Consider the following 25,842-nt stretch of genomic DNA (forward strand, 5'->3'; position numbering starts at 1 on the left):
AACGCTGTGTCAGCAGGTAATCAGGTGAGAAGGACGGGCAGTACCCATGGATGAAGTATTAGCGCCGCTTGACGAAGCGGCCCAGCCGATAAAGCCCAACAAGCAGTTCATCACCGGACTTGCGGTGTCTTTGGCACTGCACCTTTTCTGCGCCGTCATCCTCATCGGCCTTCCCGGCGGGGGCGAACCGCCGCGGCCGCCGGTCACCTACGTCGACCTCAACTCCATTCCCACTCCTCGCCCCGCGGCTCCGGCTATACAGCCTGCCGCTTCCGAACCGGAACTTCCCGAGCCCGATCCCGCCAAGGCCGAGCCGATACCGGTCCCCGAGACCCCGCCCGCACCGCCGCAGCAGGTCGAAAAGCAGCAGACCGCGGCCCAGCCTGCCCCCCCGCAACCGGCGCCCGCCGAAGAGAGGTCCGCGACCACCTTCGGGATGGGGCTCACCAAGGGGTACTTCAAGAGCCTGAGCGACGGCGACACCCTCCGCCCCGATGTGAAGGCTTACTACCTGGAAATCTTGCAGGGAGTGAATAACAAGTGGTGGCTGGAGCAGAAGGACCAGAAGGTGAGAACCATCGTGGTCAACATAAGCGTGGCGAGAAACGGCGAAATCGTGGGGAGCTTCATCCTGCAGAGTTCGGGGAACATCGTCTACGACCGGATGGTGCAAAAGACCCTGGAGAGTTCGGGTCCCTTGCCGCCGCTTCCTGCCAGCTTCCAGGGCGACGTCTTCAACGCCCCCATCCGCTTGGTCCCACCGCTGAACCTGATGGCCTGGTAGCGGACGCTACCCTTCTTCCAGTTCCAGTTCGATAATGTCCAGTCGCTCCTCGCCGGAAAGAGCGGAGAGCCTCCGGGAGGCGTCATGGTACCCGGGGTTGGCGCGAACGACCTCCCGGTACAGCTCTATCGCCTCGTCCGGCGTGCCCGAATCCTCCAGCAGCACGGCCAGCTCATAGGCGATGCAGACCCGCTCCGGCTGGGAGATCACCTCCAGGGACAGGCCTCGGCGCAGCAGGTCCTCGGCCCGGTCCGCCTCCCCCTTCTCGCGGTAGCAGATGGCCTGCAGCGTGAGGCAGTCCAGCCGCCGGTGAGGGTTGCGCGCAGCGGTGTCGAACTCCTTGATGGCGCCGCCGTACATCCCCATCTCTTTATAGCCGATCCCCAGATCGTAGTGCGACTCCAACTCCTCGATGTCCAACTCCGTCTCGGGGGCATCCCCGCTCTCCGGATAGATCTCCTCCCACCCGCGCAACCGCTGCGAGCGGGCGGGCGCCGACGCGTCCATCCGAGCGGGCTCTTCGTCCTGCGGCGCCTCCGTCGGGGCCTCCCAATCCTGCACCTCCAAAAGCTCCGGCGCTTGCACTTGGGGCAGTTCCTCCGCTTCCGCAAGTTGCTCCGGTTCAGGGAGATCTTCCAGTTCCGGCAGGTCTTCCGCCGCGGAAAGCTCATCCGATTCCGGATGTTCTTCCCAGGGGAGGTCCGCGCCCGATTCCTGAGGCAGGCTCAGCTCCAACGCCGCAGCGTCGACATCCAGCTCGACAACTGGGGCCGCCTCCTGGTCCAGCGGCTCCTCTTCCAGCGACTGCACCACTTCGTCGAAGTCGAGTTCCAGGGAAAAATCGAGCTGCAGGTCGATCCCGTCCTGTGCCAGGGGCTGCAAGGGAGGCTGCGTCGCTTCAACAACGGGAACGGGTGGCACCGGGGATGCTGCCTGGGAAACGGAAGACGCCTCGGGGGCGCTCTCCAGCGGCAGGTCGTCGTCCAGGTCGAGTTCTATCTCCTCTTCCCATGAGGCAAGCGCAGGAGCTTCGTCGGGAGCGGCGGTGGCGACAGCCGGCTCCGGTTCCCAGGAGCCGACGGGGGGTGCCGGTTCCGCAGCTACTGCCGGCACGGGTGGATCTAGAGGATCGGGGAGTTCTTCGCCGGCATCCCCTTCCCCCTCGCTCTCCCAGGGCGCCGGGACGTCAGCGTCCACGCCGGGAATATCGTCGCAGGAATCGAACACTTCCAAGGCGCCCGGCGTCGCGGCATCCATTTGCAGTGGGGCAGCGTCGGAAGATTCCCTCGGCTTGTCGGGGAAAAGCTGCTGCAGGCGGAAGGCGACCACGTCCGCATCCGCTGAGTGACCGCGTGCGCGCAGCGATGCCGCCAGCTGCCCAAGGGCCGAATAGGAGTCGTCCTTGGCACCGGTAGCAAAGAGGAGTTCGGCATGTTTGAGGCGGGTGGCGCAGTGCTCGGCATCCACGCCCAGCATCTGTTCCACGACCTTGAGCGCCTCTTTGAGGGCGCCTTCTTTTTCGAACTGGGCCGCCACCCGGCCGTACTCGGCCAGCGCGTTGCCGGTCAGCCCCTGTTGGTGGTTCAGGGAAGCGACGGTGAGCGCTACCGCGGTGTTGCCCGGCGAAAGACGCTGTATCTGCTTATAGATGGCGATTGCCTTGAGGAAGTAGGAGTTTTCAGCGTAGTGCTTGCCGATAAACTCATACTCCTGAATCGCCTCTTCCTTGCGGCGGTCCCGCACCAGGAGTTCGGCCAGCCTTTGACGGTAACGGACGTCGGAGGGATCCAGGGCCACCACTTGCTGGTAATCCTTGATCGCCTTGTCGATCTGCCCTTTAAGGACGAAGCGTTGGGCGCTCTCCAGAATTTTTTCTTTTTTCGTAGCCACTTATAGCCTCATTAGACCAAAAAATCCGAGCTTCTAAAACTAAAGCAAACGGCGTCCGGTGTCAAGGACCATGCTGACGCAGTTCCCGGACTATTTCCTTCAATCTCGCCAGCTCTTCCTTTCGCAGCGGCCGGTCCCGGTAGACGGCGCCGCCGTACACGGCTGCGAACTCGCGGATCAGGGGGTCGTCCAGGCGCGCCGACAGCTCGAAGAGCCCTTGCTTCCCGCTTGCGTCCCCCGGGTAGCGCTTGCGAGCGGCCCGCAGCATCTTCCTCAGCACCCTCTCTTCCTGGCTTGCCGGCCTCTTCTTGAGCCACAAGCCAAGCGCCGCCAGCGGCAGCATGAGCAACAACAACGCCAGCGAGCCGCGCAGGAAGCCCGCGGGGAGACGCAGGTCGCGCGCCTTGCTCCCGGCCCGCCTCACCAGCGCGATCTGCTTGTCGAGGTCGTAACTTACCACCGCCTTGTCCCAGTAGAAGCTGACGGCATCGAAGTACATCGAGATTCCCCTGGCGGAGGCGGCGCGCCTTGCCGACCCGAGCGCCCAGGCGCTGGGATCCACCGTCTGCCACCCTACCCCCTCGAGGTACGCCTCGACCCAGACGTGCGCCATGTCCTCGGTCACCAGGTAGTACCCCCCCATGTCGTTGTAGGTGCCGCCGCGGTACCCCCCGACCAGCCTGGACGGGATGCCGGCCATTCTCAGCAGCGTGGCATAGGAGGAGGCGAAGTATTCGCAGTTGCCCCTCCTTTTGTCGAAGAGGAACGAGTCCAGCGGCTGGGGGCCGACCGGGAGCTCGGTGTTGGCGTAGGTGATCCTCTGGTTGCGGAAGAATGCTTCCAAAAGCCGCATCCGCTCCGGGGGACCGAGGCCGGCGCGGGCGAGTTCCCGCCCCTTGGCCAGGATGCGCTCGGGGAGCGTCGCGGGAAGCTGCAGGTAAAAATCGCGGTCTATCCCCCCCTTCACCTCCAGGGGTGTGCCGAGGACCGAGGTCGCTACGTACTTCACCTTCCTGTCCAGCGGCCGCCGGGAAGTGAAGACGGCGTCGTTGGCCTCGTCGTGGCGCAGCCCCGAGATGCTGCGGGGGGTATTCAGGGCGAGGAGGTAGGAGCTCTGCGAACGCTCCGGGTAGATCTCCTGGAGCACCGCGCCGCCTTTTTGGACCGGTGGCAGTTCCTCGGGGACCGGAAGCCTCACCCACGAATCGCCGCGGAACCCGTTCAGCACGACCCCGCGCCAGTAAAGCTTGTCTTCCGGGAGCCTGCCGGTTATGGCCCTGAGCACCGCCCCTTTCACCTCGGTGACGCTGGCCGCGTCCCCAGGCTGGACGCGGTCGGATAGCCCGGTCTTCTTCCCTGCCGTCGCATCCAGGAAATGCCACAGGGGGTACTGCGTCCTCGGCAGGAGCACGAAGAGCACGAGCAGGATGGGGAGCGAAGCCACGGGCATAAGCACCGAGACGGCAAGCACCTTCTTCCCCTGGTCAGGGGCAAGGACGATGGCGGGGTCGTGGGCATGGAAGGTGAGCAGCACCAGCGAAACTGCCATGAGGAGCAAAAGCAGCAGCAGGTAAAGCAGGAAGATCGCGGAAATCTCGTAAAGCGACGAGGCGGCCAGGCAAAAGAGCGACAGCGCGAAGGCCTGCAGGTAATGCCTGCCGCTTCTCTCGCCCAAGAGCCTCACCGCCAGAAAGAGCACCAGGAGGTCCCCGGTAACAGGTACCAGGCGGTTCAAGCTGAAGCCGACGGCGTAGTAGAGAAAGAGCGCGATGGAGAGGGGGGTGAGCAGGCGCGCCGGCAGGGCGCGGCCGGTACGCTGCAGGTAAAACGCCCCCAGGAGCGAGACCGGGAAGAAGTAGCGGGGGAGCGGGTCCAGGTACGGCTGCAGCGGGAGGTACCCGAGGAGCGCTATGCACCCGGCAAGAAGGTTCAGCAGCTTTTCAATCTTTAGCTTCGCCATAAAGGGCAAGTTCTCCCAGAAGTTTGAGCCGGTGCCCGCGGGTCGGCGCCGCCGGGGCGATCACCTTCTCGCCCAGCTTGAGCCCTACCTGGCGCCCCCCCTTCACCAGGCGGTTCACCAGAAAACAGCAGCCGCAAAGCCGCTGCTCCAGGTCACGGCCGGGGATGCGCTCCAGGTCCAGGGTAAGCGGCTCCCCCGCCGTCGACGAAAGCTCCTTCACCTTGAAGACAACGTGCTTGGCGGAGAGGCGCCAGTGGATCAGCTTGAGCGGCTCCCCTCCCCGGTAATCGGAGATCTTGGCGAGTTCCCCTTCGTAGCCGGGGGCGGCGGCCGCAACCGCCTCCCCGGTATCCGGCTTGCCACCCTGCAGCGCAAGCCCGAGAGGTCGCGGCGCGGGAAAGACGATGAAGGTCGCGGGAAGGTCGATCCGGCTGTAGCGGATGAAGAAATTCACGGGGAAACGGGAGCTGATCACCGCGCTGGGAAGGCTGCTGCTGCCGCGGGAGGAAAAGGTGAGGAAAAGCGATGCCGACTCAGGCCGGCGCGGCGGGAGCATGAGAAACCAGACGAAGCCGGACGAGACCCCGACGTCGATGAGAAAGGAGGGAAGGAGTTTCTTGCGGTTCTCCAGGTGCACAGCCAAAGGCGTCGTGGTGCCGGCGTAGACTTCGTCGGGAAGCTGGACCCGGGCGGAGAGCCCCCGGAGGTTCAGCCAACCAAGGACACCGGTCACCGCCATGAACCCCAGCATGGCGGCCACGATGAGAAAGAGCAGGTTGTTCCCGGTATTGACTGCGGAGACGCCCAAAAGCAGCGTGGCGGCGATGTACAGCCCTCCCCCTTTGGTGAGCTTTATGTGAGGGGGAGCGGTATCTCTTTTAGGATCGCGTTTAATATCTGCTCCTTGTCCACCCCTTCGTGCTCCGGGCGGAAAATGAGGCGGTGCGGGCAGACCGCGTGCGCCACATCCCGTACATCCTCCGGCGCTACGAAGTCCCGTCCGTTCAGGTACGCCGCGGCCTTGGCGGCGTCGACCATCCCGATGCCGCCGCGGGTGGAGAGCCCGGCCTGGATCAGGGGATGGTTACGGGTGGCCTTGATGATGGCGTAGACGTAGTCGGTCACCTTCTCCCCCACGTAGACATCTTTCTTCACCGACCCGATCGCCTCGACCAGCTCCTCGTGCGTCACCAGGGAAGGGATGTGGAGGATTTCGTCCCTGATGCTCCCCTGCCTCAGGATCCCCTTCTCGATCTCCTCGGGGGGGTAGCCTATGCCGGTCTTGATCAGGAAGCGGTCCATCTGCGATTCGGGAAGCGGATAGGTGCCGACCTGCTCCACCGGGTTCTGGGTGGCCAAGACCAGGAACGGTTCCGGGAGCCGGTAGGTGACACCTTCCACCGTCACCCGCCGCTCCTCCATCGCCTCCAAAAGCGCGCTCTGCGTCTTCGGCATGGCGCGGTTGATCTCGTCCACCAGCACTATGTTGTTGAAGACCGGGCCCTTGATGAAATTGAAACGGCCGGTTTCCCTGTCGAAGACGGAGAGCCCGGTGATGTCCGAGGGAAGGAGGTCGCTCGTGCACTGCACCCGGCCGAAGGAGAGCCCCAGCGCGCCGGCGAAGGCTAGCGCCATGGTGGTCTTCCCGAGCCCCGGGATATCCTCCAGAAGGACGTGCCCGCCGGTCAGAAGCGCCATGAGGCTCAGCCGCAAGGCCCGCACCTTCCCCTTCAGGTGCTGGCGGGAAAGCTCCTCCAGCACGTTGTTCATCTCGTCAACCCTTGGAAGTCGGCTCAATCCTTTACCTCCCCGGCCAGTTGCCAGCCCTCATTATACCGACAGCCCCGGAAAATAAACAGGGGCGCCAGACGACGCCCCCTTGACCTTACCCTGTTCTTTCGCCAGCCTCGATCCCCGGCTAGAGCTGCCCCATGAACTTGTGCGTCTGGGGGATGACCCGGACCTCGTTCAGGCCCGAGCAGAGTTCCTGGAGTTCCAGCATCCTCAGCGCGGGGAGCGCGACGGTGCCGCTTCCAAGCGTCATCGGCTGCAGGATGAGGGGGATGCCGGGGTTCACGGCCAGGATCATCTGGCAGGAACGTTCGATCTCCCAATCCTCGGTGCTCTGGTCGACGACGATCTTCACGAAGACGCTGGTCTTCGACGCCGTTTCCAGGAAGGCGCGGTGCGCGTCCCAAAGATTCGCGCAGCCTGAGGTGGAGGGGAGCTTGAAATCCATGCCGATGTAATCCAGGTGCGGCATGAGCGGTGCCAGCTGATCGGGAAGGGTCCCGTTGGTCTCCAGATAGACCGGAAGCAGCGTTCTCAGCACCGGGAGCCACTCTTTCAGCTCTTTCGCGTACAACAGCGGCTCTCCTCCGGTAACGCTGATGGAGTGGTGGATGCCGGGCCACCCCTCGGTCCAGCTCTCCAAAAGCGTGGCGATCCGCTCCAGGCCGACCGGGTTCGGCACCTTGAAGAAGTCCCGCCGCCCCGGGGTAAGTTCCAGCAGGCACTCCTTGGGCGTCTCGCTCATGCCGGGCGTATCGCAAAATGAGCAGTTCAGGTTGCAGCCGGCAAGCCTCAGGAATACCTGGCGCAGACCCACCAGGACCCCCTCGCCTTGGATCGAGGAAAAGCATTCCACCAAGGGGGCGCGAAGACCCTTACTCATAGTAGCTCGCGGCCGCGAAATCCGACTCCCACACGGTGACCATCTCCACCTTCACCTTGTCGCTGCCAAGGATCTTGGTCAGCTCATGATAAAGGTAGCGCGCGATGTTCTCGGAAGAGGGAGAGACCTCCAAGAAGGGGGGGAGTTCGTTCAGGTACTTGTGGTCCAGGGTCTTCAAGAGGGTGTTGGTCTCCCGCTTGAGGATCTTGAAGTCGATGCCGAGCCCGGCCTTGTCCAGTTCGTTGGTCGTTACCGATACCTCGACCTTCCAGTTGTGGCCGTGCAGGTTCTCGCAGTCCCCCTGGTAGTTGATCAGGTTGTGGGCTGCAGCGAAGGCAGTGTGAATGGTGAGACGAAACATGCCACCCTCCGGGGTTTTCATTATTAACAGCCGGCCCAATATAGCATAAAAGACAGGCTAAGGTTAAGGTTAAGGTTGGGGTGTAGCGGATTTAATTGGACATGCGGGGGCTCGGGAGAGATCAACGCGGAGCTGATGCCTGACCGGTTTCAGATGTTTATGCTCTCACCCGGCTCAAGCCTTGGGGGCGCGGGGGTGGTGAACGACGTGTAGGCGAGCACGAAGAAGAGGAAAACAAGGGAAAAAAGCAGCATGATGCCCGGCGCCAGGCGCGCCCTCGGGTGGGGGGCCTCGCTCTGCAAGAGCCCGATAGCGGCTACCAGCACTCCGAACCCGCCCAGGACGCCGGCGAGGAAAAAGCCGAAGAATACCAGCCGCGCCTCCCCGTCCAGCCCGAGCAGGAAAAATTGCCCCAGGCTGTCGTGGAAGAAGGTGGCGACCATGAGGGAGATGATGCTGGCGCAGATGGCCCTGATCCCGCTGCGGACGGTTTTTTTACGCATGGAGTGCTGACCTCGGTCCCGCTGGGCGCATCATTCGCACCAGCTCACGTCCCCGACCCCTTTCCTGAGGAGTTCGGGAGAGTCGCCGATGAGGCTTACCACGGAACTCACGTCGGCGGAGAGGTCGCCGCCGTCGACCACGAGATCAAGGAGTTTCCCGAGTTCGTGCTCGACCTGCCAGGGATTGCCGATGGGGTCTTCTCCGGATAGGTTGGCGCTGGTGGTGACGATGGGGTGGCCCAACTCCTTCACGATGGCAAGGCAGATGTTGTTGTCGGGCATGCGTATGCCGACCGTTCTCTGCTTGGTCGTGACCAGGTCCGGCACCACGCTGTTCGCCTCCAGGACGAAGGTGTACGGGCCAGGCAGCAGCCGGCGCAGCTGCTTGAAGGCGTAGTTGGAGACCCTGGCGTAGCGCGAGATCTCGGATATGTCCGAGCAGATGAAGGAAAAGGGTTTCTTGCGGTCGCGCTGTTTGACCTGGTAGATCCGCTCGATTCCCTTCTTGCTGAAGATGCTGCAGCCGATGCCGTAGGTGGTATCGGTGGGGTAGGCAACCACGCCTCCGTTTTTCAGGATCTCCACCACCTTGGCTACCAGCCGCGGCTGCGGATTGTCGGGATTTATTTCCAGGAGCATGTCTAGTCACCGGGTTTAATCTCAGAAGAAGCGCATGGACCAAGTGGGGCGTCTTCTGGATCAGGATGTCGTCCACCATAGTTCGCGTCGGCGCACCACAGTCTCAGGGCGGTGTTATATATAATATATAAACGTGGCCCCGTCCACCATTGATCTTAGCTGTTCGGCCTCGTTGCCGCTACATCCTTTCCTCGGACTCCCCTGATCCAGCCATGCCGCGCTGTCTGCAAGAACAGGCAAGAAGCTGTTCCTTCCCGCCTGCCGCGAAGAAGCCGCGCGAACTTCCTACAGATGGTAATCCCCTGCCGCTTCAGGCTGATAGAGAATCTTCTTCACCTTCAGATTCTTCATCCCTCCAGGTACGGGCCAGGTGATGCTGTCTCCGGTTCTAAAGCCGATCATCGCGGTACCGACCGGTGCCAGAATCGAGATCTTGCCGCTGGCCAGATCCGCCTCGTTGGGGAAGACGAGCGTGTAAACCAACTCTTCCTTGGAATCGAGATCCTGCAGGCAAACCTTCGAATTCATGGTGATCACGTCGGGAGGGATGCCCGCCGGATCAACCACTTCAGCCCGGACCAGTTCCTCCGCCAGTTCTTGCAGGTTCTTGCTGTCCCGCGTCTGGGTGGAGCGCGCCTTGTCGATCAAAGCCTCCAGACGCTCCATGTCGAAGTCGGTTACGACTACGTGCCGTTGCGCCTTCTGGGTATTTTTCATGGTGAAACCTCCTCGATGTAGTATTGCCGCCGTCAAGCAGCGGGGAATCAGTGCCAACGGTTCAGCATCAGCATGACCGGCAGTATCGCTCGCGCCCCCTCGACCACGGAGTGGCGCGGGTTGTCGGCAACGCAGATGCTGATGCCGATCCGCTCTTCAAGATAGCGTCGCACCCCGGGGATGAGAGCGCCGCCGCCGGTCAGGCAGATCCCGCTGTCGATGACGTCGCATCCCATTTCCGCAGGGAGATCCCGCACGAACAAGGAGAGCTTTGCGGCGATCTCTTCCAGCACCAGTTCGATCGATGCCGCGACCGCGACGCTCCCTGCGTCTTCCGGAGATCGGGCAAGGCCAAAGCGGCGCATCAGGTCGTCGGCGAGGTCGTCGCCGTACTCGCCGCCGATGTTCTTCACGATGGCCGAGCGCATCCGGGCGCACCCGATCCTGACCGCGCAGCAAGCGCGGATTTCGCTGGAGCTGATGATCGCGCAGTCGGTGACGCCTTCGCCTATATCCACCACCATCCTGGCGTAGGGCGAGGAAACGTCGATACCTGCGCCGATCGCGGCAGCAAGCGGTTCGGGGATCACAGCGGCCGATGCTGCCCCGGATCTCATGATGGAGTCGACCAGCAGCTGCCGTTCTTCATAACGCGCGTCGCTGGGAGCGCAGGCCAGGACGCAGGGCTTGACGATGCCGCAGACCCGGGCGCGATCCAGCAGCGGCTTCAGGATATGCCATGCCGTCTCCCCGTCTACCACCACCCCACCGCTAAGAGCCCTTTTCCTGCCGATCATCGACGGTTGTTCCATCAACCGGCTCCCTGCAGCTATGCGCGTAGTTGCGGTTCCGACATCCAAGGCGACGTGCGGCCTCCAGTTGGTAGGCTTTAACAAGGGAATCATGACAAAGCTCCATAAAAAAAGCCCCCCACTGACTGTGTCGGTGGGGGGCTTTGGGAAAACATGCTGTTTAAGCCTATACGATCCCCTCCGACACAGTGACAGACTGCGCGTCACGACGTACCGGAACGATTTCCAGAAGAGAGAGGATCTGCTTGAACTGTGCATGAATGGGTGCCATCTGTTTCTCCGTCGTTTTTTAACAGCCTTGAATCTATCAGAATAAGCGAATTGAGTCAATCCGCTGCACCTCTGTCTGCCGCGTGAGCGGCCGTTACTAAAAGAGCGTGCCTACTGCCAGCCTACGGGTTAAGACCGAGCAGGGGCTCGTGGACGAAGAGCCCGTCCTTCTGGATCAGGATGTCGTCGAACCACAGCTCGCCGTCGCCGGCCAGTATCTTCACCATGTCCCAGTGCACTGCGGATCGGTTGCCGTTGTCGCATTCGTCGTAGGCCTGCCCGGGCGTGAAGTGGATGGAGCCGAAGATCTTCTCGTCGAAAAGGATGTTGCGCATCGGCACCGTGATCTTCGGGTTGACGCCGATGGCGAATTCGCCGACGTAACGCGCCCCATCGTCGGTGTCGAGGATCCGGTTCAGCTCCTCGTCCATTCCCGGCGAGTTGGCGCGGACGATGCGGCCGTTCTCGAACTCGAGGCGGATGTTGTTGAACTCCTTCCCCTGGTACACGGTGGGGCAGTTGTAGGTGATGTACCCCTGCACCGAATCGCGCACCGGCGCGGTGAAAACCTCGCCGTCCGGGATGTTGAGGCGCCCGTCGCACTTGATGCCGGGAAGCCCCTTGATGCTGAAGGAGAGATCGGTGTCCGAGGCCTTGATGCGCACCCGGTCCGCCGCGTCCACGCATGCTTTCAGCGCATCCTGCTTCCTCGACTCCTCCTCCCAATCCATACAGCAGGCCGCGAAGAGGTAATCCTCGTACTCGTCAAGGCTCATGCGCGCTTCCTGGGCTGCCGACTGGGTCGGATAGCGGGTGATCACCCAGCGGGTGTGCTTCACGCGCTGGTCGATGATGGGGCGCACCACCTTGGACCAGGCGATCATGCTGGCCTGCTTCGCCTTGGCCATCACCATGGAGTTGTCCGACGCGGTGAGCCCGATGTAGACGTTCGCCTGCTTCATGAAGTCCAGCTTGTGCTGGGGGAAGTAGGAGAGCTGCTCGGCGCTGGCCAGGTTGTAGAAGTAGCGGTTGATGTCGGGGATGGTGAACTCGTACTCGACGTACTTGGCGCCCCGCTCCAGGCAGAGCGCGTAGAGCTCCTTGACCAAAGGCGCGCCTTCGGTGCCGGCGCAGGAGATGAGCACCACGTCGTCTTTCTGTACGCGTGCCGAGTAATCGACCAGGACTTCAGCGAATTGTCTTAAGCGAGGATCTTTCATGTGCCTGCCCCCGATGGTTGTTCAAGAATGGGTGACGCGGCTGCCCGGCAAGACCGCCGGCAGGATGTGGTTGTAGGAAGAAGGGATTATTGAGAGAGCAATATGAGACACAGAGTCTTAGTCTTAGTCTTAGTCTTAGTCTTAGTCTTAGTCTCAATCTTAATCTCTATCTGCTTTTTTCTCTATCTCCCCGTGTGCCCGAAGCCGCCGGCGCCGCGCGCGGTGTCGCCCAGTTCCTCGACCTCGACGAACTCGGCGCGCTCGCAGCGGGCAAAGACCATCTGGGCGATGCGCTCGCCGTCGCTCACCGTGAACGGCTCGCTCCCCAGGTTGATCAGGATCACCCCGATCTCGCCGCGGTAGTCGGCGTCGATGGTTCCCGGCGAATTGACGAGCGCGATGCCGTGGCGTAAAGCGAGCCCGCTTCTGGGCCTCACCTGCGCCTCGAACCCCGGCGGGAGTTCTATGGCAAGCCCGGTGGGTACCAGTGCCCTCTCGCCCGGCGCCAGCACGAAATCGGCGGAAAGCGACGCGCAGAGGTCGACGCCGGCAGCGTGCTCGGTCATGTAGACCGGCAGCGGAGTCGCTCTCAGCCTCTTTATTCGGACAGGGAGGTTCCCCATATCAGACGTTTATGTCCGAAGCTTTGAAAGAAGGCGTGCCGATCCGACCCAGCATGACCAGGGTCAGCGCGGAATTGTCGAGGATGTCTACGGCGAGGGACTGGATGCTCTCGGCGGTTACCCGGTCGAACCCCTCCATGATCTCGGAGAGCGGCAGCGGGGTGCCGAAGTAGATCTCGTTCTTGGCAAGGCGCGACATGCGGTTGTCGCTGGATTCCAGGGAGAGAAGGAGGTTTCCCTTGAGCTGCTCGCGGGCGCCGTCCAGCTGCTCGGCCGGGACCGGTTCTCTTTTGAAGCGCCCGATCTCGCGCAGCATGATCTCGAGGAGTTCAGCCTGGTTTTCGGGGCTCGCGCCGGCGTAGACCACCAGCGAACCGGCGTCGGCGTGGGAGGCGATGTAGGAATAGACGGAGTAGGCAAGGCCGCTTTTCTCGCGCACTTCCTGGAAGAGCCGGGAACTCATCGAGCCCCCCAGGATGGCGTTCATGATGAAGGCGTCGTAGCGCTGAGGGTGGCTTTGCTGCACCCCTTTGAGGCCGAGGCAGACGTGGATCTGCTCCAGGTCCTTCTCGACCAGCTCGATCCTCCGCTCGTATACCGGAGGCGCCGACTCGGTCCTGCCGTTGCCGGAGGGGACGCAGTGGAGGTACTCCTCCAGGAGAGCGGTCAGCTTATCGTGGGTAAGGTTGCCGGCGGCGGTCACGATGACGTCGTCGGAGCGGTACATCTGCTCTTTGTAGGCGATGATCGAGTCGCGGGAGAGGCCGGTGACGCTTTCGGCGTCGCCCAGGATGGACATCCCCAAGGGGTGCCCCTTCCAGAAATGCTGGTGAAACAGGTCGTGGATCAGGTCGTCGGGTGTGTCTTCCATCATGTTGATCTCTTGGAGCACCACGCGGCGCTCCTTTTCGATCTCTTCGGGGTCGAAGGTGGAATGGAGGAAGATGTCGGTGAGAAGGTCGACGGCCTTGGGGAGGAACTTGTCGAGGACCTTGGCGTAGTAGCAGACATACTCGCGGCTGGTGAAGGCGTTCAAGACGCCCCCCACCGAGTCGATCTCGCGGGCTATGTCGAGGGAGGAGCGCCGTTCGGTCCCCTTGAAGAGAAGGTGCTCGATGAAATGGGCGACGCCGTTGGACTCCCGCCGTTCATGGCGGGAGCCGTTGGCGACCCAGATACCGATCGATACCGAGCTGGCATACGGGATACGCTCGGTGATGACGCGTATCCCGTTATTTAGAATGGTCTTTTTAATCATGGCTAGAACTATACCCGGATTGCCATAAATTGCCAGCTTTCAAATGAGAAGGATTATTCGGTGAAAGTCAGTCCCAGAGCCTCTTTACGGGAGAGCTTGATCTTGCCCTGCTTGTCGATGCCGATGCACTTGACCAGGACCTTGTCGCCCTCTTTGAGGATGTCGCTCACGTTCTTGACGCGCTCGGTGTCGAGCTCGGAGACGTGGACCAGGCCGTCGGTTCCCGGGAAGATCTCCACGAAGGCGCCGAATTCCATGATCTTTTTGACGGTGCCCATATAGAGCTTCCCTTCCTCGGCCTCGGCGGTGAGGTTCCTGATCATCTTGATGGCGAGGTCGCAGGCTTCCTTGTTGGTGGAAGCGATGTTGATCTTGCCGGTGTCGTCGATGTCGATGGAGACGCCGGTCGCTTCGGTGACGCTCCTGATGTTCTTGCCGCCGCTTCCGATGACGTCGCGGATCTTGTCGACTTTGACCCAGATGGTGGTGATGCGGGGCGCGAAGGCGGAGAGGTCGCCGCGCGATGCCGCGATGGTCTTGGCCATCTCGCCCAGGATGTGGATCCTGCCTGCCTTGGCCTGAGCCAGCGCCGCGCTCATGATCTCGCGGGTGACGCCGCAGATCTTGATGTCCATCTGCAGCGCGGTGACGCCTTCGGCGGTACCGGCCACCTTGAAGTCCATGTCGCCCAGGTGGTCTTCGTCGCCGAGGATGTCGGAGAGGATGGCAAAATCGTCGCCTTCCTTGATGAGGCCCATAGCGATGCCGGCAACCGGCGCCTTGATCGGGATGCCTGCGTCCATCATGGACAGCGAGCCGCCGCAGACAGTCGCCATCGAGGAGGAGCCGTTGCTCTCGGTGATGTCGGAAACGATCCTGATGGTGTAGGGGAAGTCGTCATGCTTCGGGAGCACCTGCTGCAGGGCGCGCTCGGCGAGCATGCCGTGGCCGATCTCGCGGCGCCCCGGAGCGAGGCGGAAGCTGGTCTCGCCGACGGAGTACGGAGGGAAGTTGTAGTGCAGCATGAACTTCTTGCGGGAGTCGCCGTAGAGCGAGTCGATGCGCTGCTCGTCGACCGAGGTGCCGAGGGTCGCCGCCACGATGGACTGGGTCTCGCCGCGGGTGAAAAGGGCGGAGCCGTGCGCGCGCGGCAACAGGCCAACCTCGGTGGAGATGTTGCGGATGGTCTTGGTGTCGCGGCCGTCGATCCTCTGGCCGTCCTTGATGATGTGCTCACGCACGAGGTCGTACTCGAGGTCTTCGATGAACCCTTTGATTTCTTTCTCGGCCCCCTCGAACTCAGCGGCAAGAGCCGCCACGGTCTCGTCGGCGATGGCGTCGATGGCAACATGGCGCTCCACCTTGGTCTTGATGCGGACCGCCTGTTTCATCCCTTCTTTGGCGAGAGCGTCAACGCGGGCCTTCAGCTCCTGGTTCACCACCGGAGCCGGGATTTCGCGTTTCGGGGTGCCGACTTTCTTGGCGAGCTCGAGCTGGGCGGCGAGGACCGGCTGCACCGCTTTGTGGCCGAAGAAAATGGCTTCCAGCAGGTCGTCCTCGGAAACCTCGGAGGCGGAACCTTCCACCATCAGGATTGCGTCCTGGCTGGCGGCGATCACGATCTCGAGGTCGCTCTTTTCTTCCTGCTCCGCGGTCGGGTTGGCGATGAACTGGCCGTCCACGCGGCCGACCTTGACGCCGGCGATGGGGCCGGCGAAGGGTACGTCGGAGACCATCAGGGCCGCGGAGGCGCCGATCATGGAGAGGATGCCGGGGTCGTTGTCCTTGTCGGCCGAAACCACGGTCGCCATGATCTGGGTGTCGTTAAGGAAGTTCTCCGGGAACAGCGGACGGATCGGGCGGTCGATGAGACGGCAGGTCAGGGTCTCGTTGTCGGAGGGACGCCCCTCGCGCTTGAAGAAGGACCCGGGGATGCGGCCGCCCGCGTACGCCTTCTCCTGGTAGTTGACGGTGAGCGGGAAGAAGCCCTGCCCTTCCTTGGCGCTCTTCATGGCGACGGCGGTGACAAGCACCATGGTGTCGCCGCTTTTGATCATGACTGCGCCGCTTGCCTGCTTCGCGATCTTTCCCGTTTCGATTGTGATTGTCTTGCCACAGCATTCTGCCTGTACGGTGTGTACCATTCTTCGGCCTCCGATTTAAACTTTTTTACGGTTGGTGTTGGGGCCGCCGATAAAAGCGTCCTGCGAGCCGGGCAAGCCCACAAGGCGGTTTTATCCACGCCCCCAACAAGAAAAAGGGCACAAGGCCCTTAAGTGACTAATGTGAAAGGCAACATACCCGCAAAGGTATGTTGCCTTTTCCTTACTTTACCTTCTGATACCGAGTTTAGCGATGATGGCCTTGTATCTCTCCACATCTTTCTTTTTCAGGTAGTCGAGAAGACCCCTTCTCTGACCGACTATCTTCAGCAGACCGCGGCGGCTGTGATGGTCCTTTTTGTGGGTCTTGAAGTGCTCAGTCAGATAGGTGATACGCTCAGAGAGAAGCGCGATCTGCACTTCAGGAGAGCCCGTATCAGAGTCATGCAGCTTGTGAGCATTGACGATTTCCTGCTTCTTTTCAGTTACCAGCATTTAATTTTCCCCCTTCATACTTCCTTGTTATAGATTCTGCCAGCGCCGAGGTAAAGCCGCGGCAGGTGAAACATCCGAACTTTGTACCATAGAAAGTACTGGCTGTAAAGCATAATACTAGTTGAATACACGAGCCAATCGCAGTCCTTTGAGCATGTCGTACTCGGCTACTGCAGCAAAGCGCTCCCCCTGATAGAGTCGCACCTGTTCGCCCTGCTGGAACTCTCCAGTCGCCCCGGCGAAATCCGCAGCTGACGGCACCACGCCGTTTTGCACTTTCCTTCCCCCCGCCTCGGACAGCTCCAGCCTCCGCAGGTGGTCGAGCGCCCGGTCCAGCGGGAGAAGCAGGCCCTCCTGGTTGACCGCCTCGGCCAGCGCCTCGATGCTGATGGCGTCTTTTTCGCGAAAAAGGCCGCTCCTCGTGCGCCGCAGCTCCAACAGGTGCGCCCCGCAGCCAAGCGCCTCGCCGATGTCGCAGGCAAGGGTCCTGACATAGGTGCCGCGCGAGCAGGTAACGGTGAAGCATGCCTCGGGAAGCCGGATCCAGTCAAAGCTAAGCGAGTGGATTTCCACCTCGCGCGCCTCGCGCTCCACCTCGATTCCCTTACGCGCCAGTTTGTAAAGCGGAACGCCCCCCTGCTTTATGGCGGAGAACATGGGAGGCATCTGCTTTTGGAGCCCCAGGAACTGCGGCACCAGCCGCTTCAGGTCGGCTGCTTCCAACTGCGACCAGTCGCGCTCGGAGAGCACCTGGCCGGTCAGGTCCTGGGTATCGGTGGCGATACCGAGCCTCATTACGGCGCGGTACTCCTTCTCCGACTCGTCCAGGAACTGGATCGCCTTGGTCCCCTCGCCTACGGCAACTGGCAGGACGCCTGTGGCGAAGGGGTCGAGCGTTCCGGTGTGCCCCACTTTTTTCTGGTTGATGGCGCGACGCACCTTAAACACGATGTCATGGGAGGTGACACCGGCCGGCTTGTCTATCACGAAAAAGCCGTTCAGCATCAGCGCATCTGCTCCAGTCGGTCGAAGACCAGGGCCTTCACCTCGGCCAAGGTCCCCTTCACGGTGCAGCCGGCGGCGTTATGATGCCCGCCGCCGCCGAAGGAGGCGGATACGGCGGAGACGTCCACCTTCCCCTTGGACCTGAAGCCGACCTTGAAAAGCCCCTCCTCGATCTGGCGGAAAAAGAGCGCCACCTGCACTCCCCTGATGGAGCGGGGGTAGTTGATGAAGCGGTCGGTGTCCTGGGCGGTGGCGCCGGTCTTCTCGTACATGTCGAGAGTGACGGTGACCGAGGCGTACTCCCCGGAGGGGGAGACGGTGAGATCGGAAAGCGCCAGTGCGAGGAGCGCGATACGCTGCAGCGGCTCGCTCTCGTAGAGGTTCTCGTTCACGTCCCAGGCGTTGACCCCCTTGCCGATCATCTCGCCGGCGATGGCGAACGCCTCGGGGTCGGAGTTGGAGTAGTGGAAGCTCCCGGTGTCGGAAAGGATGGCGGTGTAGATGCAAAGCGCAGCGGGATAATCCACCTCGTCGCCGGCCGCCTTGATGATCCGGTGGATGAGGGCCGCGGTGGCGCTCGCCTGGGGATCGATCAGGTTGCAGACTCCGAAGTTCTCGCACCCCAAGTGGTGGTCGATGTTGATGAAGCGGCCGATCCTCTTGTTGCCGGTGACCGCCTTTCCCGCCCTGCGGAACTCCCCCACGTCGAGGACGAAGCAGACGTCGAAGTCCCGCTCCGGCATTTCCGCATAGACCTGGTCCGCCATGGGGAGGAAGGAGCAGTTGTCCGGGACCGGATCGCTCAGGTACACGGTGACGTCCTTGCCGCGCCCGGAGAGGTAATTGGCAAGGGCAAGCGACGAGCCGACCGCGTCCGGGTCGGGACTCTCGTGGCTGGTGATCAGGAAGCTGGAGCCGTTGTCGATCTCCGCCAGTATCCGGGTTATCTCAGCTTTGCTCGCCGTCATCCGTTGCCCCTATCTCCTTCAGAATCGATTCGATATGCTGGCCGTAATCCAGGGATGTGTCGTACTTGAACAGGACCTCGGGAACGAAGCGCATCTTGAGCGCCTGCCCGATCTCCTTGCGGATGTAACCTTTGGCGGAGTTGAGCCCCGCCTCGCTGTTCTTTTTGTCCTCGTCGCTGCCATGTACGGTGAAGTACACCGTCGCCTGCCTGAGGTCCGGGGTCATCTTGACGCCGGTGATGGTGAGAAACCCGATGCGCGGGTCCTTGAGCCCCTTGATGAGGAGTTCGGAGATGATCTTGTGGATCTGCTCTCCGACCTTGTCTGAACGCTTTACCATTTTCTTTTTCTCTCTGATCTGCCCGGGAAAAAACCAAGGCGCAAACGGTTAAGGGGAGAGGGCCTTCCGCGGCCGGATGCCGGACGCGGGACGCCGCTCTCCCCGTTTTGTCGTGGTGCTACAGCTTGCCGGCTACCTTCTCCATCTCGAAGCACTCGAAGATGTCGCCGATTTTGAGGTCGTTGTAGTTCTCCAGGGACATGCCGCACTCGTAGCCGGTGGCCACTTCCTTCACGTCGTCCTTGAAGCGGCGCAGGCTTCCCAGCTTCCCTTCGTAGACCACCATGTTGTCGCGCAGAAGGCGGACCTGGGCGTTTCTGACGATCTTGCCGTCGGTGACGTAGGAACCTGCGACCATGCCGGCCTTGGGTACCGAGAACACCTCGCGGATCTCGGCGCGCCCCAGGTACTTCTCTTTGAAGGTCGGCTCCAGGAGCCCTTCCATCGCCTTCTTGATGTCGTCCACCGCGTCGTAGATGATGTTGTAGAGCCTGACGTCGACCCCTTCCTTCTCGGCGAGCGCCGCCGCCTTGACCTCGGGACGGACGTTGAAGCCGAGGATGATGGCGTTGGAGGCGCTGGCCAGGTTGACGTCGGTCTCCGTGATGGCGCCGACCGAGGCGTGCAGCACGTTGAGGCGGATGGCATCGGTGGTGAGCTTTCTGAGCGACTCGGCCACGGCCTCGACCGAACCCTGCACGTCCCCCTTGACGATGGTGTTCAGGTCCTTCACCTCGCCCTTCTGGATCTTCTCGTAGAGCTGCTCCAGGGAGAGCTTGCTGTGCTTGGCGAGTTCGGACTCGCGCAGCTTCATCTGGCGGTGGTTGGCGATCTCTTTCGCCTGCTTCTCGTCGCCCATGGCCACGAAGATGTCGCCTGCGTCGGGAACCCCGTTGAAGCCGATGACCTCGACCGGCATGGCCGGGCCCGCGGCAAGCACCTTGTCCCCGCGGTCGTTTTGCATGGCACGGACGCGTCCGTAGTGGACCCCGGCCACGAAGTAGTCGCCGCTTTTCAGCGTCCCTTCCTGGACCAGGACGGTCGCGACCGGGCCGCGCCCCTTGTCCAGCTTCGCCTCGACGATGGTGCCGCGGGCGGCCTTGTCCGGGTTGGCCTTAAGTTCCAGAACGTCGGCCTGCAAGAGAACCATCTCCAGAAGCGACTCCAGGTTGATCCGTTTCTTGGCGGAGACCTCGACGAAGATGGTCTCGCCCCCCCACTCCTCTGACACAAGACCGAACTCCATCAGTTCCTGCTTCACCTTGCCGGGGCTCGCCTCCGGCTTGTCGATCTTGTTGATCGCCACGATGATGGGAACGCCGGCAGCTTTGGAGTGGTTCACCGCCTCGCGGGTCTGCGGCATGACGCCGTCGTCCGCCGCCACCACCAGGATGACGATGTCGGTGACCTTGGCCCCCCTGGCGCGCATGGCGGTGAACGCCTCGTGGCCCGGGGTATCGAGGAAGGTGATCTTCCTCCCCTTCAACTCGACGTCGTAGGCGCCGATATGCTGGGTGATGCCGCCGGCCTCGCCTGCTATGACGTTGGCTTCGCGGATGGCGTCCAGAAGCGAGGTTTTGCCGTGGTCGACGTGACCCATGATGGTGACGACCGGCGGACGCTTCAGCAGGGACTCAGGCGCATCGGGCTCCGCCTCCAGGATCTCGTCCACGTCGAGCGCCACGTTCTCGATCTCGTAGCCGAAGTCGGTGGCGAGAAGGGTTGCGGTATCGAAGTCGAGCGGGTGGTTGATGGTGGCCATGACCCCGAGCTTCATCAGCGCGCGGATCAGGTCGGTGGCCTTGATCCCCATCCTCTTGGCGAGTTCGCCCACGGTGATGGACTCGGAGATCTTGATGATCCTTTTGATAGCCTTCGGGACCGTGATCTCGGTCTTCTTGCCGATCTGGACCTTCTCGTATTTACCCTTTTTCCCCTTGGAACGGGGGCCTGGCTCGAAAACGCGCTCGCGCTTGTCGAGGATGTCCTTGAAACTGTCCTTCTTCCCCTTCCCTGCTGCGGCGGGTGCGCCCTTCTTGCCGTTTTTGGCGTAGTCGGTGCCGCCGGCAGGGGCCGGCTTTCTCCCTTTGCGGCGGTCGTCGCCCAGAAGCGGCGGCGCATCTATCGGAGCAAGCGGTGCGGGACGATCAGGACGCCCGCCGGTGGGTCCGCCGGGGCGGCCGGTGGTCGGACGCTCGCCGGGACGGCCAGGGGCGCCGGCGGGACGCGGCCCACCCGGTCGGGGCGCGGGGCGCTCGGTGCCGGGGCGCTCGACGCCGCGCGGCATGCCGGGGCGCGGCGCGGGGCGCTCGCCCGGGGCGGTGCGCTGGTATTCGCGGCGCTCGGCGGGGCGCTGCGCGGGAATCGGGATCTCGACCCGCCCCAAGATCCTTGCCCTGGTGGGGGTCGCCTTTTCGGGCTCCTGCTCTTCGGCCTTGGCGGGGGCCTGGGCCTCGGCGGAGGCTGCCGCTACCGGCGCCGCGGGTACTGCCGGGGCGGGCGCTTCCGGCTTCGCTGCCGGCTTAGCTACCGGGGCTTCTGCCGGTGCCGGGGCCGCGGGGGCGGCTTCCGCGGCGGGTGCCGCCGGAGCTTCCGCAGCCTTGGGTGCGGCGGCAACGGGTGCCGGCTCGGCCGGTTTTTCCTTCTCGGGCTTCGCTGCCTCGGCGGGTGCCGCTGCGGGCTTAGGCACGGGCGCAGCCTCTATGATGCGGGCGCGGACCGGTTCTGCCTGGCGCGGCTTGGGGGGCTCAGCCTTCTCGGCCTCGACCTTCTCGGGCTCGGCCTTTTGCGGGGCCTCTTCCTGAGCCGCGGGAGCGGATGCGGCTTCGGCGGAAGCGGCCTCAGGCTCGACGGCCTTGGCCCGGCGGCGGATCAGGGTCGGCTTGACCCGGACTTCCTCCTGGGAGACTTCTTTGTGGGGTGTCTGCGCAGGGGCGGACAGCGCCTTGATATCCGAATCCTCAAGGACCGCCATATGGTTCTTTACCGACACACCAGCGTCGGCCAGCCTTGCCATAAGCTCTTTATTGTCTATCCCCATCTGCTGCGCCAGCTCATATACGCGGGTTTTGCTCATCTACTCACGCTCCTCCTCAAAGAAGTTCCTGTACTTTTCAATTTCCAATTCAATAGACCCGACAAAGCCGCTCTCCGTCACCACGAGGACACTCCTAAGCTCTTTGCCCAAAAGCGCCCCGAGGCGTTCCTTGGTGAACAGGGAGACGCACGGTACCCCCCTAAGCTTCGCGACGGCGCGGAACTTCTCCCCGATGTCGGCGGAGATGTCTGTGGCCAGAAAGAGGATCCCGGCTCCGCTCTTTTTCAGCTTCTCCAGCGCCTGGTCCGAGCCCGAGACGATCTTCCCGGCCTTGTTGGCCAGGGAGAGGTAGGAGGCTATCCGCTCCTCGAGCTTTTCTACTACCTGCCGCGCCAGCCCTTCCGGGTCGACCTGGGCGACCTCGGTTTTGAAGCCGCGGCCGAACTGCCTTTTTTGCGCCGCCTGCTTGAGGCAGCTCCCCTTCATGCAGGTATAGGCACCGCGTCCGGGAAGTTTCTGCTGCAGGTCGGGGACTACCGTGCCGTCCGGGGCCAGCACCAGGCGAAGCAGGCTCCCCTTGTCCTTGGTCTCACGGCAGGCGAGGCAGCTTCTTTGCGGGTTGGCCTTGGGCATGCTGCGCTAGATCTCCTCTTCGGCCTCGACCTGCGGCTGGGCTTCCGTCGCCTCTTCGGCCGGCTCCTCTTCCACCTCGGTGCCGTCGTAGGAGGCAAACTGCTGCAGCTCGGCCTCGGCCATGCGGGTCTCGCTCTTGATGTCGATCTTCCAGCCGGTAAGCTTCGCCGCCAGGCGCACGTTCTGGCCGCGCTTGCCGATGGCAAGCGAAAGCTGGTCGTCCGCCACGATCACCTCCATGGCGTAATCCTCTTCGTCGACGTACACCTTGGTCACCACGGCGGGAGCCAGCGCGTTGCAGGCGAAGCGGGCGATATCCTCGCTCCAGGGGATGATGTCGATCTTCTCGCCGCGCAGCTCGGAGACCACGTTCTGCACGCGGGATCCCCTCATGCCGACGCAGGCGCCGACCGGGTCGACGTCGGAGTCATGCGAGTAGACGGCGATCTTCGCGCGCCCGCCCGGCTCGCGCACCACGCTCTTGATCTCGACGATCCCCTCCGCGATTTCCGGCACCTCCGCTTCGAAAAGCTTGGCGAGCATGGTGGGATGGGTGCGGGAGAGCATGATCTGCGGCCCCTTGGTGGTCATGCGGATCTCGGTGATGAGCGCCTTGACGCGGTCCCCCTGACGGTAGACCTCGCGCGGGGCCTGCTCCTTGTGCGGCAAAAGCGCCTCGGCGCGACCCAGGTCGACGATCAGGTCACCCTTCTCGAAGCGGCGCACCACGCCGTTGACGATCTCCCCCTGGCGCTCCATGAACTCGTTGAAGATGGTCTCGCGCTCGGCCTCGCGCACGCGCTGGATGATCACCTGCTTTGCGGTCTGGGCGGCGATCCTGGAGAAGCCGGAAGCGTCCATCTTCATGCCGATGGAGTCGCCGATCTCTACCTCAGGATCCTCCTCGCGCGCCTCGTCCAGCTCAATCTCGCGATAGGAATCCTGCACCTCTTCCACGACGGTAACGAATTCGAACAGCTCCACCTCGCCTTCCTCGGGATTGTAGTGCGCCTCAAGGTCGCGGGTATTGCGAAACTTCTTGTTGGCAGCGGTGAGGACAGCCTGCTCCAGCGCCTCCACTACAATGCTCTTATCGATCCCCTTCTCTTTTACGATCTGGTCGATCGTGTGCTTGAGGTTAAAGCTTGTTTCCACGTCACGGTCTCCTTCACTTGCTAGGTATAGTCAATTTTTAGAATTCGAATTCCAGGTTCGCCTTGGCCACCTTGTCCAAAGGGACGCGGGCGTGCTGCCCCTCGGTGAGATCGATGCCGATCACGCCGTCCGCTATGCCGGTGAGCTTCCCGGTAAAGGTCTTGCGCTTGTTGCCAGCTTCGTCGGCGAGCATCTCGAAGGTCTTCACCTTAATCAGGTGCCCGAGGAAACGCTCGTAATCCGCCACCTTCTTCAGCGGTCGGCATATGCCGGGGGAGGAAACCTCCAGCGTGTAACGCTCCGGCATGAAATCTTCCACGTCGAGGATGTCGGAGAGCTGCCGGCTCACGTCGGCGCAGTCGTCCAGGTTGATGCCCCCTTCCCGCTTCTCCAGGAAAACCCGCACCACCATATCGCGCCCCTCGCGCTTGTACTCCAGGTCGACCAGTTCGATGCCGAGCGGGGCGCCCACTTCCGCAATAATCTCAGTTACTCTTTCTACTACGTCGACCTTCGCCATCTCAAGGATTTCCCATAAAAAAAAGCGAGCCGGAGGAGCTCACTTTTGAGTGAACGTTAACATGTGCCCAATATTTAGCATGGAAGAGTTCTTTATGCAAGCGCTTTTTTTGGAAAACTCGGCCGTTTTCCAGCATTTCGAGCCGCGTCGACGGCTGATAGAGCGGTCATTTTGCCTGTGCAAGATAACCGGCGCCAAAGACGATGGCGCGAGGTCAATGAGGCATATTTAATATTGCATGGACTTATTTTACTTCTGTCGCTACCTTGCCTGCACCGATAGCTCTCTTTCGCTGTGCCTGCGACAGTCGTTGCAGTGTCAGTCCAGGAAAGGATGAGGGACTTCAGGGCTCGCCCAAATACTGCCCGGCCAGCAATCGCTTCACTTTTAAACTTTTAACTGCTATATATTGACGTTGCCGAAACGGCAAAACCACCTACAGCAGAAAGAGAATCCACATGAAATACATAAGCACCAGGGGAAAGATAGCGCCGGTCGGTTTCAAGGACGCGGTCATGATGGGACTTGCCACCGACGGCGGGCTGATTCTTCCGGAATCGATCCCGCAGCTCGACCGCAGCACCCTGGCCGCATGGTCCAAGCTCCCCTACCGCGAACTCGCCTTCAATGTCATCTCCCTTTTCGCCACCGACATACCGGCTTTCGACCTGAAGGCGCTCATCGACCGTTCCTACGGCAGCTTCGAGCACGAGGAGACCACCCCGCTGGTGCAAAAGGACGGCGTCTACATATTGGAGCTCTTCCACGGCCCCACCCTCGCCTTCAAGGACGTGGCGCTGCAGCTTCTGGGGAATCTCTTCGAATACCTTTTGAAGGAGCGCGGGGAGAAGATGAACATCCTCGGCGCCACCTCGGGCGACACCGGGAGCGCGGCCATCGCCGGGGTGCGCGGCAAGGAGAACATCAACATCTTCATCCTGCATCCGCACCTGAAGACCTCGCCGATCCAGGCGCTGCAGATGACCAGCGTGCTCGACGAGAACGTGCACAACGTCGCGGTGGAGGGGACCTTCGACGACTGCCAGAACATCGTGAAGACCCTCTTCAACGACCTGCAGTTCAAGAAGGAGTACGCGCTCGGCGCGGTGAACTCGATCAACTGGGCGCGCGTTTTGGCCCAGGTGGTCTACTACTTCTACGCCTGGGGTAGGCTCCCGGAGCAAAAAGAGGTGATCTTCTCCGTCCCCACCGGCAACTTCGGCGACATCTTCGCCGGCTACCTCGCGAAAAGGATGGGGCTCCCGGTGGAGAAGCTGCTTTTGGCCACCAACGAGAACAACATCCTCGCCCGCTTCGTGCAAACCGGCGACTATTCGCTCGGCAAGGTGGTGCAGACCGTCTCCCCCTCCATGGACATCCAGCTCGCCTCGAACCTTGAGCGCTACCTCTACTACCTCTGGGACGAGAACCCGGAGAAGGTCTGCAGCGCCTTCGCCGAACTGCAGTCGACCGGCAGGATCGCGTTCACCAAGGAGCAGGTGCTAAGGGTGCAGGCGGAGTTCATGAGCTGCACGGTGGACGAGCAGAAGACCCTGGATACCATCGCCTCCTTCAACCGCGAAACCGGCTACCTCCTCGACCCCCACACCGCGGTCGGCGTGCGCGGCGCCCTGGAATGCGCGCCGGGTCACCCGAGGGTCGTCTGCCTCGCCACGGCGCACCCCGCGAAATTCGGGGATGCCGTCGAGCGCGCCGTAGGCTCCCCTCCCCCGCTCCCCCCGGCGCTGGCGGCCCTGGTGGGGAAAGAGACCCGCTGCGAGCTGATGGCGCCCGACCAGGAGAAGATCAAGGCGTTCGTCAAGGCCAAGGCGTAAAGAGCAGCATCAGGCGGATCGGCTCCAGCCGATCCGCCTGC

24 protein-coding genes are annotated in these 25,842 nt (G+C 62.3%); 2 read left to right on the plus strand and 22 right to left on the minus strand.

What is annotated here, in order from left to right:
• The first annotated feature begins 46 nt into the window (after positions 1 to 46).
• A complete protein-coding gene (locus K419_RS0102065; RefSeq protein WP_026840111.1) occupies positions 47 to 784 on the plus strand; it encodes an energy transducer TonB in 738 nt (245 codons plus the stop codon).
• 6 nt (positions 785 to 790) lie between these two features.
• On the opposite strand, the gene K419_RS0102070 is transcribed toward K419_RS0102065, so the two are convergent.
• From K419_RS0102070 to rimP, 22 genes are all read right to left on the minus strand, one after another.
• Positions 791 to 2,674 (minus strand): tetratricopeptide repeat protein, encoded by a 1,884-nt coding sequence (locus K419_RS0102070; RefSeq protein WP_026840112.1) that lies wholly within the window; start codon positions 2,672 to 2,674, stop codon positions 791 to 793.
• Positions 2,675 to 2,735: 61 nt separating this feature from the next.
• Positions 2,736 to 4,634, minus strand: coding sequence for a transglutaminase family protein (locus K419_RS0102075; protein WP_026840113.1), 1,899 nt, complete (start codon positions 4,632 to 4,634; stop codon positions 2,736 to 2,738).
• A complete protein-coding gene (locus K419_RS0102080; RefSeq protein ID WP_084154083.1) occupies positions 4,615 to 5,442 on the minus strand; it encodes a DUF58 domain-containing protein in 828 nt (275 codons plus the stop codon). Before K419_RS0102080 ends, K419_RS0102075 begins: the two co-directional genes overlap by 20 nt.
• A 44-nt stretch (positions 5,443 to 5,486) precedes the next feature.
• Positions 5,487 to 6,404: an AAA family ATPase gene (locus K419_RS0102085; protein ID WP_035496751.1), complete on the minus strand. Its 918-nt coding sequence runs from the start codon at positions 6,402 to 6,404 to the stop codon at positions 5,487 to 5,489.
• Between the two features lie 148 nt (positions 6,405 to 6,552).
• Positions 6,553 to 7,308, minus strand: a complete 756-nt coding sequence (locus K419_RS0102090) for a 7-carboxy-7-deazaguanine synthase QueE (RefSeq protein WP_026840116.1) — start codon at positions 7,306 to 7,308, stop codon at positions 6,553 to 6,555.
• Positions 7,301 to 7,669: a 6-carboxytetrahydropterin synthase QueD gene (gene queD / locus K419_RS0102095; RefSeq protein ID WP_012529747.1), complete on the minus strand. Its 369-nt coding sequence runs from the start codon at positions 7,667 to 7,669 to the stop codon at positions 7,301 to 7,303. Before queD ends, K419_RS0102090 begins: the two co-directional genes overlap by 8 nt.
• Before the next feature lie 149 nt (positions 7,670 to 7,818).
• Positions 7,819 to 8,172: a hypothetical protein gene (locus K419_RS0102100; RefSeq protein ID WP_026840117.1), complete on the minus strand. Its 354-nt coding sequence runs from the start codon at positions 8,170 to 8,172 to the stop codon at positions 7,819 to 7,821.
• A 30-nt stretch (positions 8,173 to 8,202) separates the two neighbouring features.
• Positions 8,203 to 8,811, minus strand: a complete 609-nt coding sequence (locus tag K419_RS0102105; protein WP_012529745.1) for an L-threonylcarbamoyladenylate synthase — start codon at positions 8,809 to 8,811, stop codon at positions 8,203 to 8,205.
• A gap of 285 nt (positions 8,812 to 9,096) precedes the next feature.
• Positions 9,097 to 9,528 carry a nucleoside diphosphate kinase regulator gene (rnk, locus tag K419_RS0102110; RefSeq protein WP_026840118.1) on the minus strand — a complete coding sequence of 144 codons (432 nt, stop codon included), beginning with the start codon at positions 9,526 to 9,528 and terminating at the stop codon, positions 9,097 to 9,099.
• A gap of 47 nt (positions 9,529 to 9,575) precedes the next feature.
• Positions 9,576 to 10,433: a rod shape-determining protein gene (locus K419_RS0102115; RefSeq protein WP_026840119.1), complete on the minus strand. Its 858-nt coding sequence runs from the start codon at positions 10,431 to 10,433 to the stop codon at positions 9,576 to 9,578.
• Between the two features lie 299 nt (positions 10,434 to 10,732).
• Positions 10,733 to 11,830 carry an aminopeptidase gene (locus tag K419_RS0102125; protein WP_026840120.1) on the minus strand — a complete coding sequence of 366 codons (1,098 nt, stop codon included), beginning with the start codon at positions 11,828 to 11,830 and terminating at the stop codon, positions 10,733 to 10,735.
• 182 nt (positions 11,831 to 12,012) lie between these two features.
• Positions 12,013 to 12,453 carry a dUTP diphosphatase gene (gene dut, locus K419_RS0102130; RefSeq protein ID WP_026840121.1) on the minus strand — a complete coding sequence of 147 codons (441 nt, stop codon included), beginning with the start codon at positions 12,451 to 12,453 and terminating at the stop codon, positions 12,013 to 12,015.
• Position 12,454: 1 nt separating this feature from the next.
• Positions 12,455 to 13,711 (minus strand): M16 family metallopeptidase, encoded by a 1,257-nt coding sequence (locus K419_RS0102135; RefSeq protein ID WP_026840122.1) that lies wholly within the window; start codon positions 13,709 to 13,711, stop codon positions 12,455 to 12,457.
• 53 nt (positions 13,712 to 13,764) lie between these two features.
• Positions 13,765 to 15,855 carry a polyribonucleotide nucleotidyltransferase gene (gene pnp / locus K419_RS0102140; protein WP_026840123.1) on the minus strand — a complete coding sequence of 697 codons (2,091 nt, stop codon included), beginning with the start codon at positions 15,853 to 15,855 and terminating at the stop codon, positions 13,765 to 13,767.
• Positions 15,856 to 16,041: 186 nt separating this feature from the next.
• A complete protein-coding gene (gene rpsO, locus K419_RS0102145) occupies positions 16,042 to 16,308 on the minus strand; it encodes a 30S ribosomal protein S15 (protein WP_035496754.1) in 267 nt (88 codons plus the stop codon).
• 117 nt (positions 16,309 to 16,425) lie between these two features.
• Positions 16,426 to 17,310 (minus strand): tRNA pseudouridine(55) synthase TruB, encoded by an 885-nt coding sequence (gene truB, locus K419_RS0102150; RefSeq protein WP_226377610.1) that lies wholly within the window; start codon positions 17,308 to 17,310, stop codon positions 16,426 to 16,428.
• 2 nt (positions 17,311 to 17,312) lie between these two features.
• Positions 17,313 to 18,281, minus strand: a complete 969-nt coding sequence (locus K419_RS0102155; RefSeq protein WP_026840126.1) for a DHH family phosphoesterase — start codon at positions 18,279 to 18,281, stop codon at positions 17,313 to 17,315.
• Positions 18,262 to 18,621, minus strand: coding sequence for a ribosome-binding factor A (locus tag K419_RS0102160; protein WP_012529734.1), 360 nt, complete (start codon positions 18,619 to 18,621; stop codon positions 18,262 to 18,264). The genes K419_RS0102155 and K419_RS0102160 overlap by 20 nt, the downstream gene beginning before the upstream one ends.
• 118 nt (positions 18,622 to 18,739) lie before the next feature.
• On the minus strand, positions 18,740 to 21,697 hold the full coding sequence (infB, locus tag K419_RS0102165) for a translation initiation factor IF-2 (RefSeq protein ID WP_026840127.1): 2,958 nt from the start codon (positions 21,695 to 21,697) through the stop codon (positions 18,740 to 18,742).
• Complete coding sequence (locus tag K419_RS0102170; RefSeq protein ID WP_012529732.1) at positions 21,698 to 22,291, minus strand: DUF448 domain-containing protein; 594 nt, start codon at positions 22,289 to 22,291, stop codon at positions 21,698 to 21,700.
• 6 nt (positions 22,292 to 22,297) lie between these two features.
• Positions 22,298 to 23,446: a transcription termination factor NusA gene (nusA, locus tag K419_RS0102175; RefSeq protein WP_026840128.1), complete on the minus strand. Its 1,149-nt coding sequence runs from the start codon at positions 23,444 to 23,446 to the stop codon at positions 22,298 to 22,300.
• A gap of 37 nt (positions 23,447 to 23,483) precedes the next feature.
• On the minus strand, positions 23,484 to 23,966 hold the full coding sequence (gene rimP, locus K419_RS0102180) for a ribosome maturation factor RimP (protein ID WP_026840129.1): 483 nt from the start codon (positions 23,964 to 23,966) through the stop codon (positions 23,484 to 23,486).
• Between the two features lie 458 nt (positions 23,967 to 24,424).
• On the opposite strand from rimP, the gene thrC reads away from it, so the two are divergent.
• Positions 24,425 to 25,801, plus strand: coding sequence for a threonine synthase (thrC, locus tag K419_RS0102190; protein ID WP_026840130.1), 1,377 nt, complete (start codon positions 24,425 to 24,427; stop codon positions 25,799 to 25,801).
• Positions 25,802 to 25,842 lie beyond the last annotated feature (41 nt).

Source organism: Citrifermentans bremense R1 (genome assembly GCF_000426865.1).
GTDB classification, from domain to species: Bacteria; Desulfobacterota; Desulfuromonadia; order Geobacterales; family Geobacteraceae; genus Geomonas; species Geomonas bremensis.

Coding starts and splice junctions, on each gene's coding strand:
- K419_RS0102135 (WP_026840122.1), bottom strand. CDS start 13,711: ATGATTAAAAAGACCATTCTAAATAACGGGATACGCGTCATCACCGAG.
- rpsO (WP_035496754.1), bottom strand. CDS start 16,308: ATGCTGGTAACTGAAAAGAAGCAGGAAATCGTCAATGCTCACAAGCTG.
- K419_RS0102125 (WP_026840120.1), bottom strand. CDS start 11,830: ATGAAAGATCCTCGCTTAAGACAATTCGCTGAAGTCCTGGTCGATTAC.
- K419_RS0102075 (WP_026840113.1), bottom strand. CDS start 4,634: ATGGCGAAGCTAAAGATTGAAAAGCTGCTGAACCTTCTTGCCGGGTGC.
- K419_RS0102170 (WP_012529732.1), bottom strand. CDS start 22,291: ATGCCCAAGGCCAACCCGCAAAGAAGCTGCCTCGCCTGCCGTGAGACC.
- K419_RS0102160 (WP_012529734.1), bottom strand. CDS start 18,621: ATGGTAAAGCGTTCAGACAAGGTCGGAGAGCAGATCCACAAGATCATC.
- thrC (WP_026840130.1), top strand. CDS start 24,425: ATGAAATACATAAGCACCAGGGGAAAGATAGCGCCGGTCGGTTTCAAG.
- dut (WP_026840121.1), bottom strand. CDS start 12,453: ATGGGGAACCTCCCTGTCCGAATAAAGAGGCTGAGAGCGACTCCGCTG.
- K419_RS0102065 (WP_026840111.1), top strand. CDS start 47: ATGGATGAAGTATTAGCGCCGCTTGACGAAGCGGCCCAGCCGATAAAG.
- rnk (WP_026840118.1), bottom strand. CDS start 9,528: ATGAAAAATACCCAGAAGGCGCAACGGCACGTAGTCGTAACCGACTTC.
- infB (WP_026840127.1), bottom strand. CDS start 21,697: ATGAGCAAAACCCGCGTATATGAGCTGGCGCAGCAGATGGGGATAGAC.
- K419_RS0102085 (WP_035496751.1), bottom strand. CDS start 6,404: ATGAACAACGTGCTGGAGGAGCTTTCCCGCCAGCACCTGAAGGGGAAG.
- K419_RS0102105 (WP_012529745.1), bottom strand. CDS start 8,811: ATGCTCCTGGAAATAAATCCCGACAATCCGCAGCCGCGGCTGGTAGCC.
- K419_RS0102100 (WP_026840117.1), bottom strand. CDS start 8,172: ATGCGTAAAAAAACCGTCCGCAGCGGGATCAGGGCCATCTGCGCCAGC.
- queD (WP_012529747.1), bottom strand. CDS start 7,669: ATGTTTCGTCTCACCATTCACACTGCCTTCGCTGCAGCCCACAACCTG.
- K419_RS0102115 (WP_026840119.1), bottom strand. CDS start 10,433: ATGATTCCCTTGTTAAAGCCTACCAACTGGAGGCCGCACGTCGCCTTG.
- pnp (WP_026840123.1), bottom strand. CDS start 15,855: ATGGTACACACCGTACAGGCAGAATGCTGTGGCAAGACAATCACAATC.
- rimP (WP_026840129.1), bottom strand. CDS start 23,966: ATGGCGAAGGTCGACGTAGTAGAAAGAGTAACTGAGATTATTGCGGAA.
- K419_RS0102155 (WP_026840126.1), bottom strand. CDS start 18,281: ATGACGGCGAGCAAAGCTGAGATAACCCGGATACTGGCGGAGATCGAC.
- K419_RS0102090 (WP_026840116.1), bottom strand. CDS start 7,308: ATGAGTAAGGGTCTTCGCGCCCCCTTGGTGGAATGCTTTTCCTCGATC.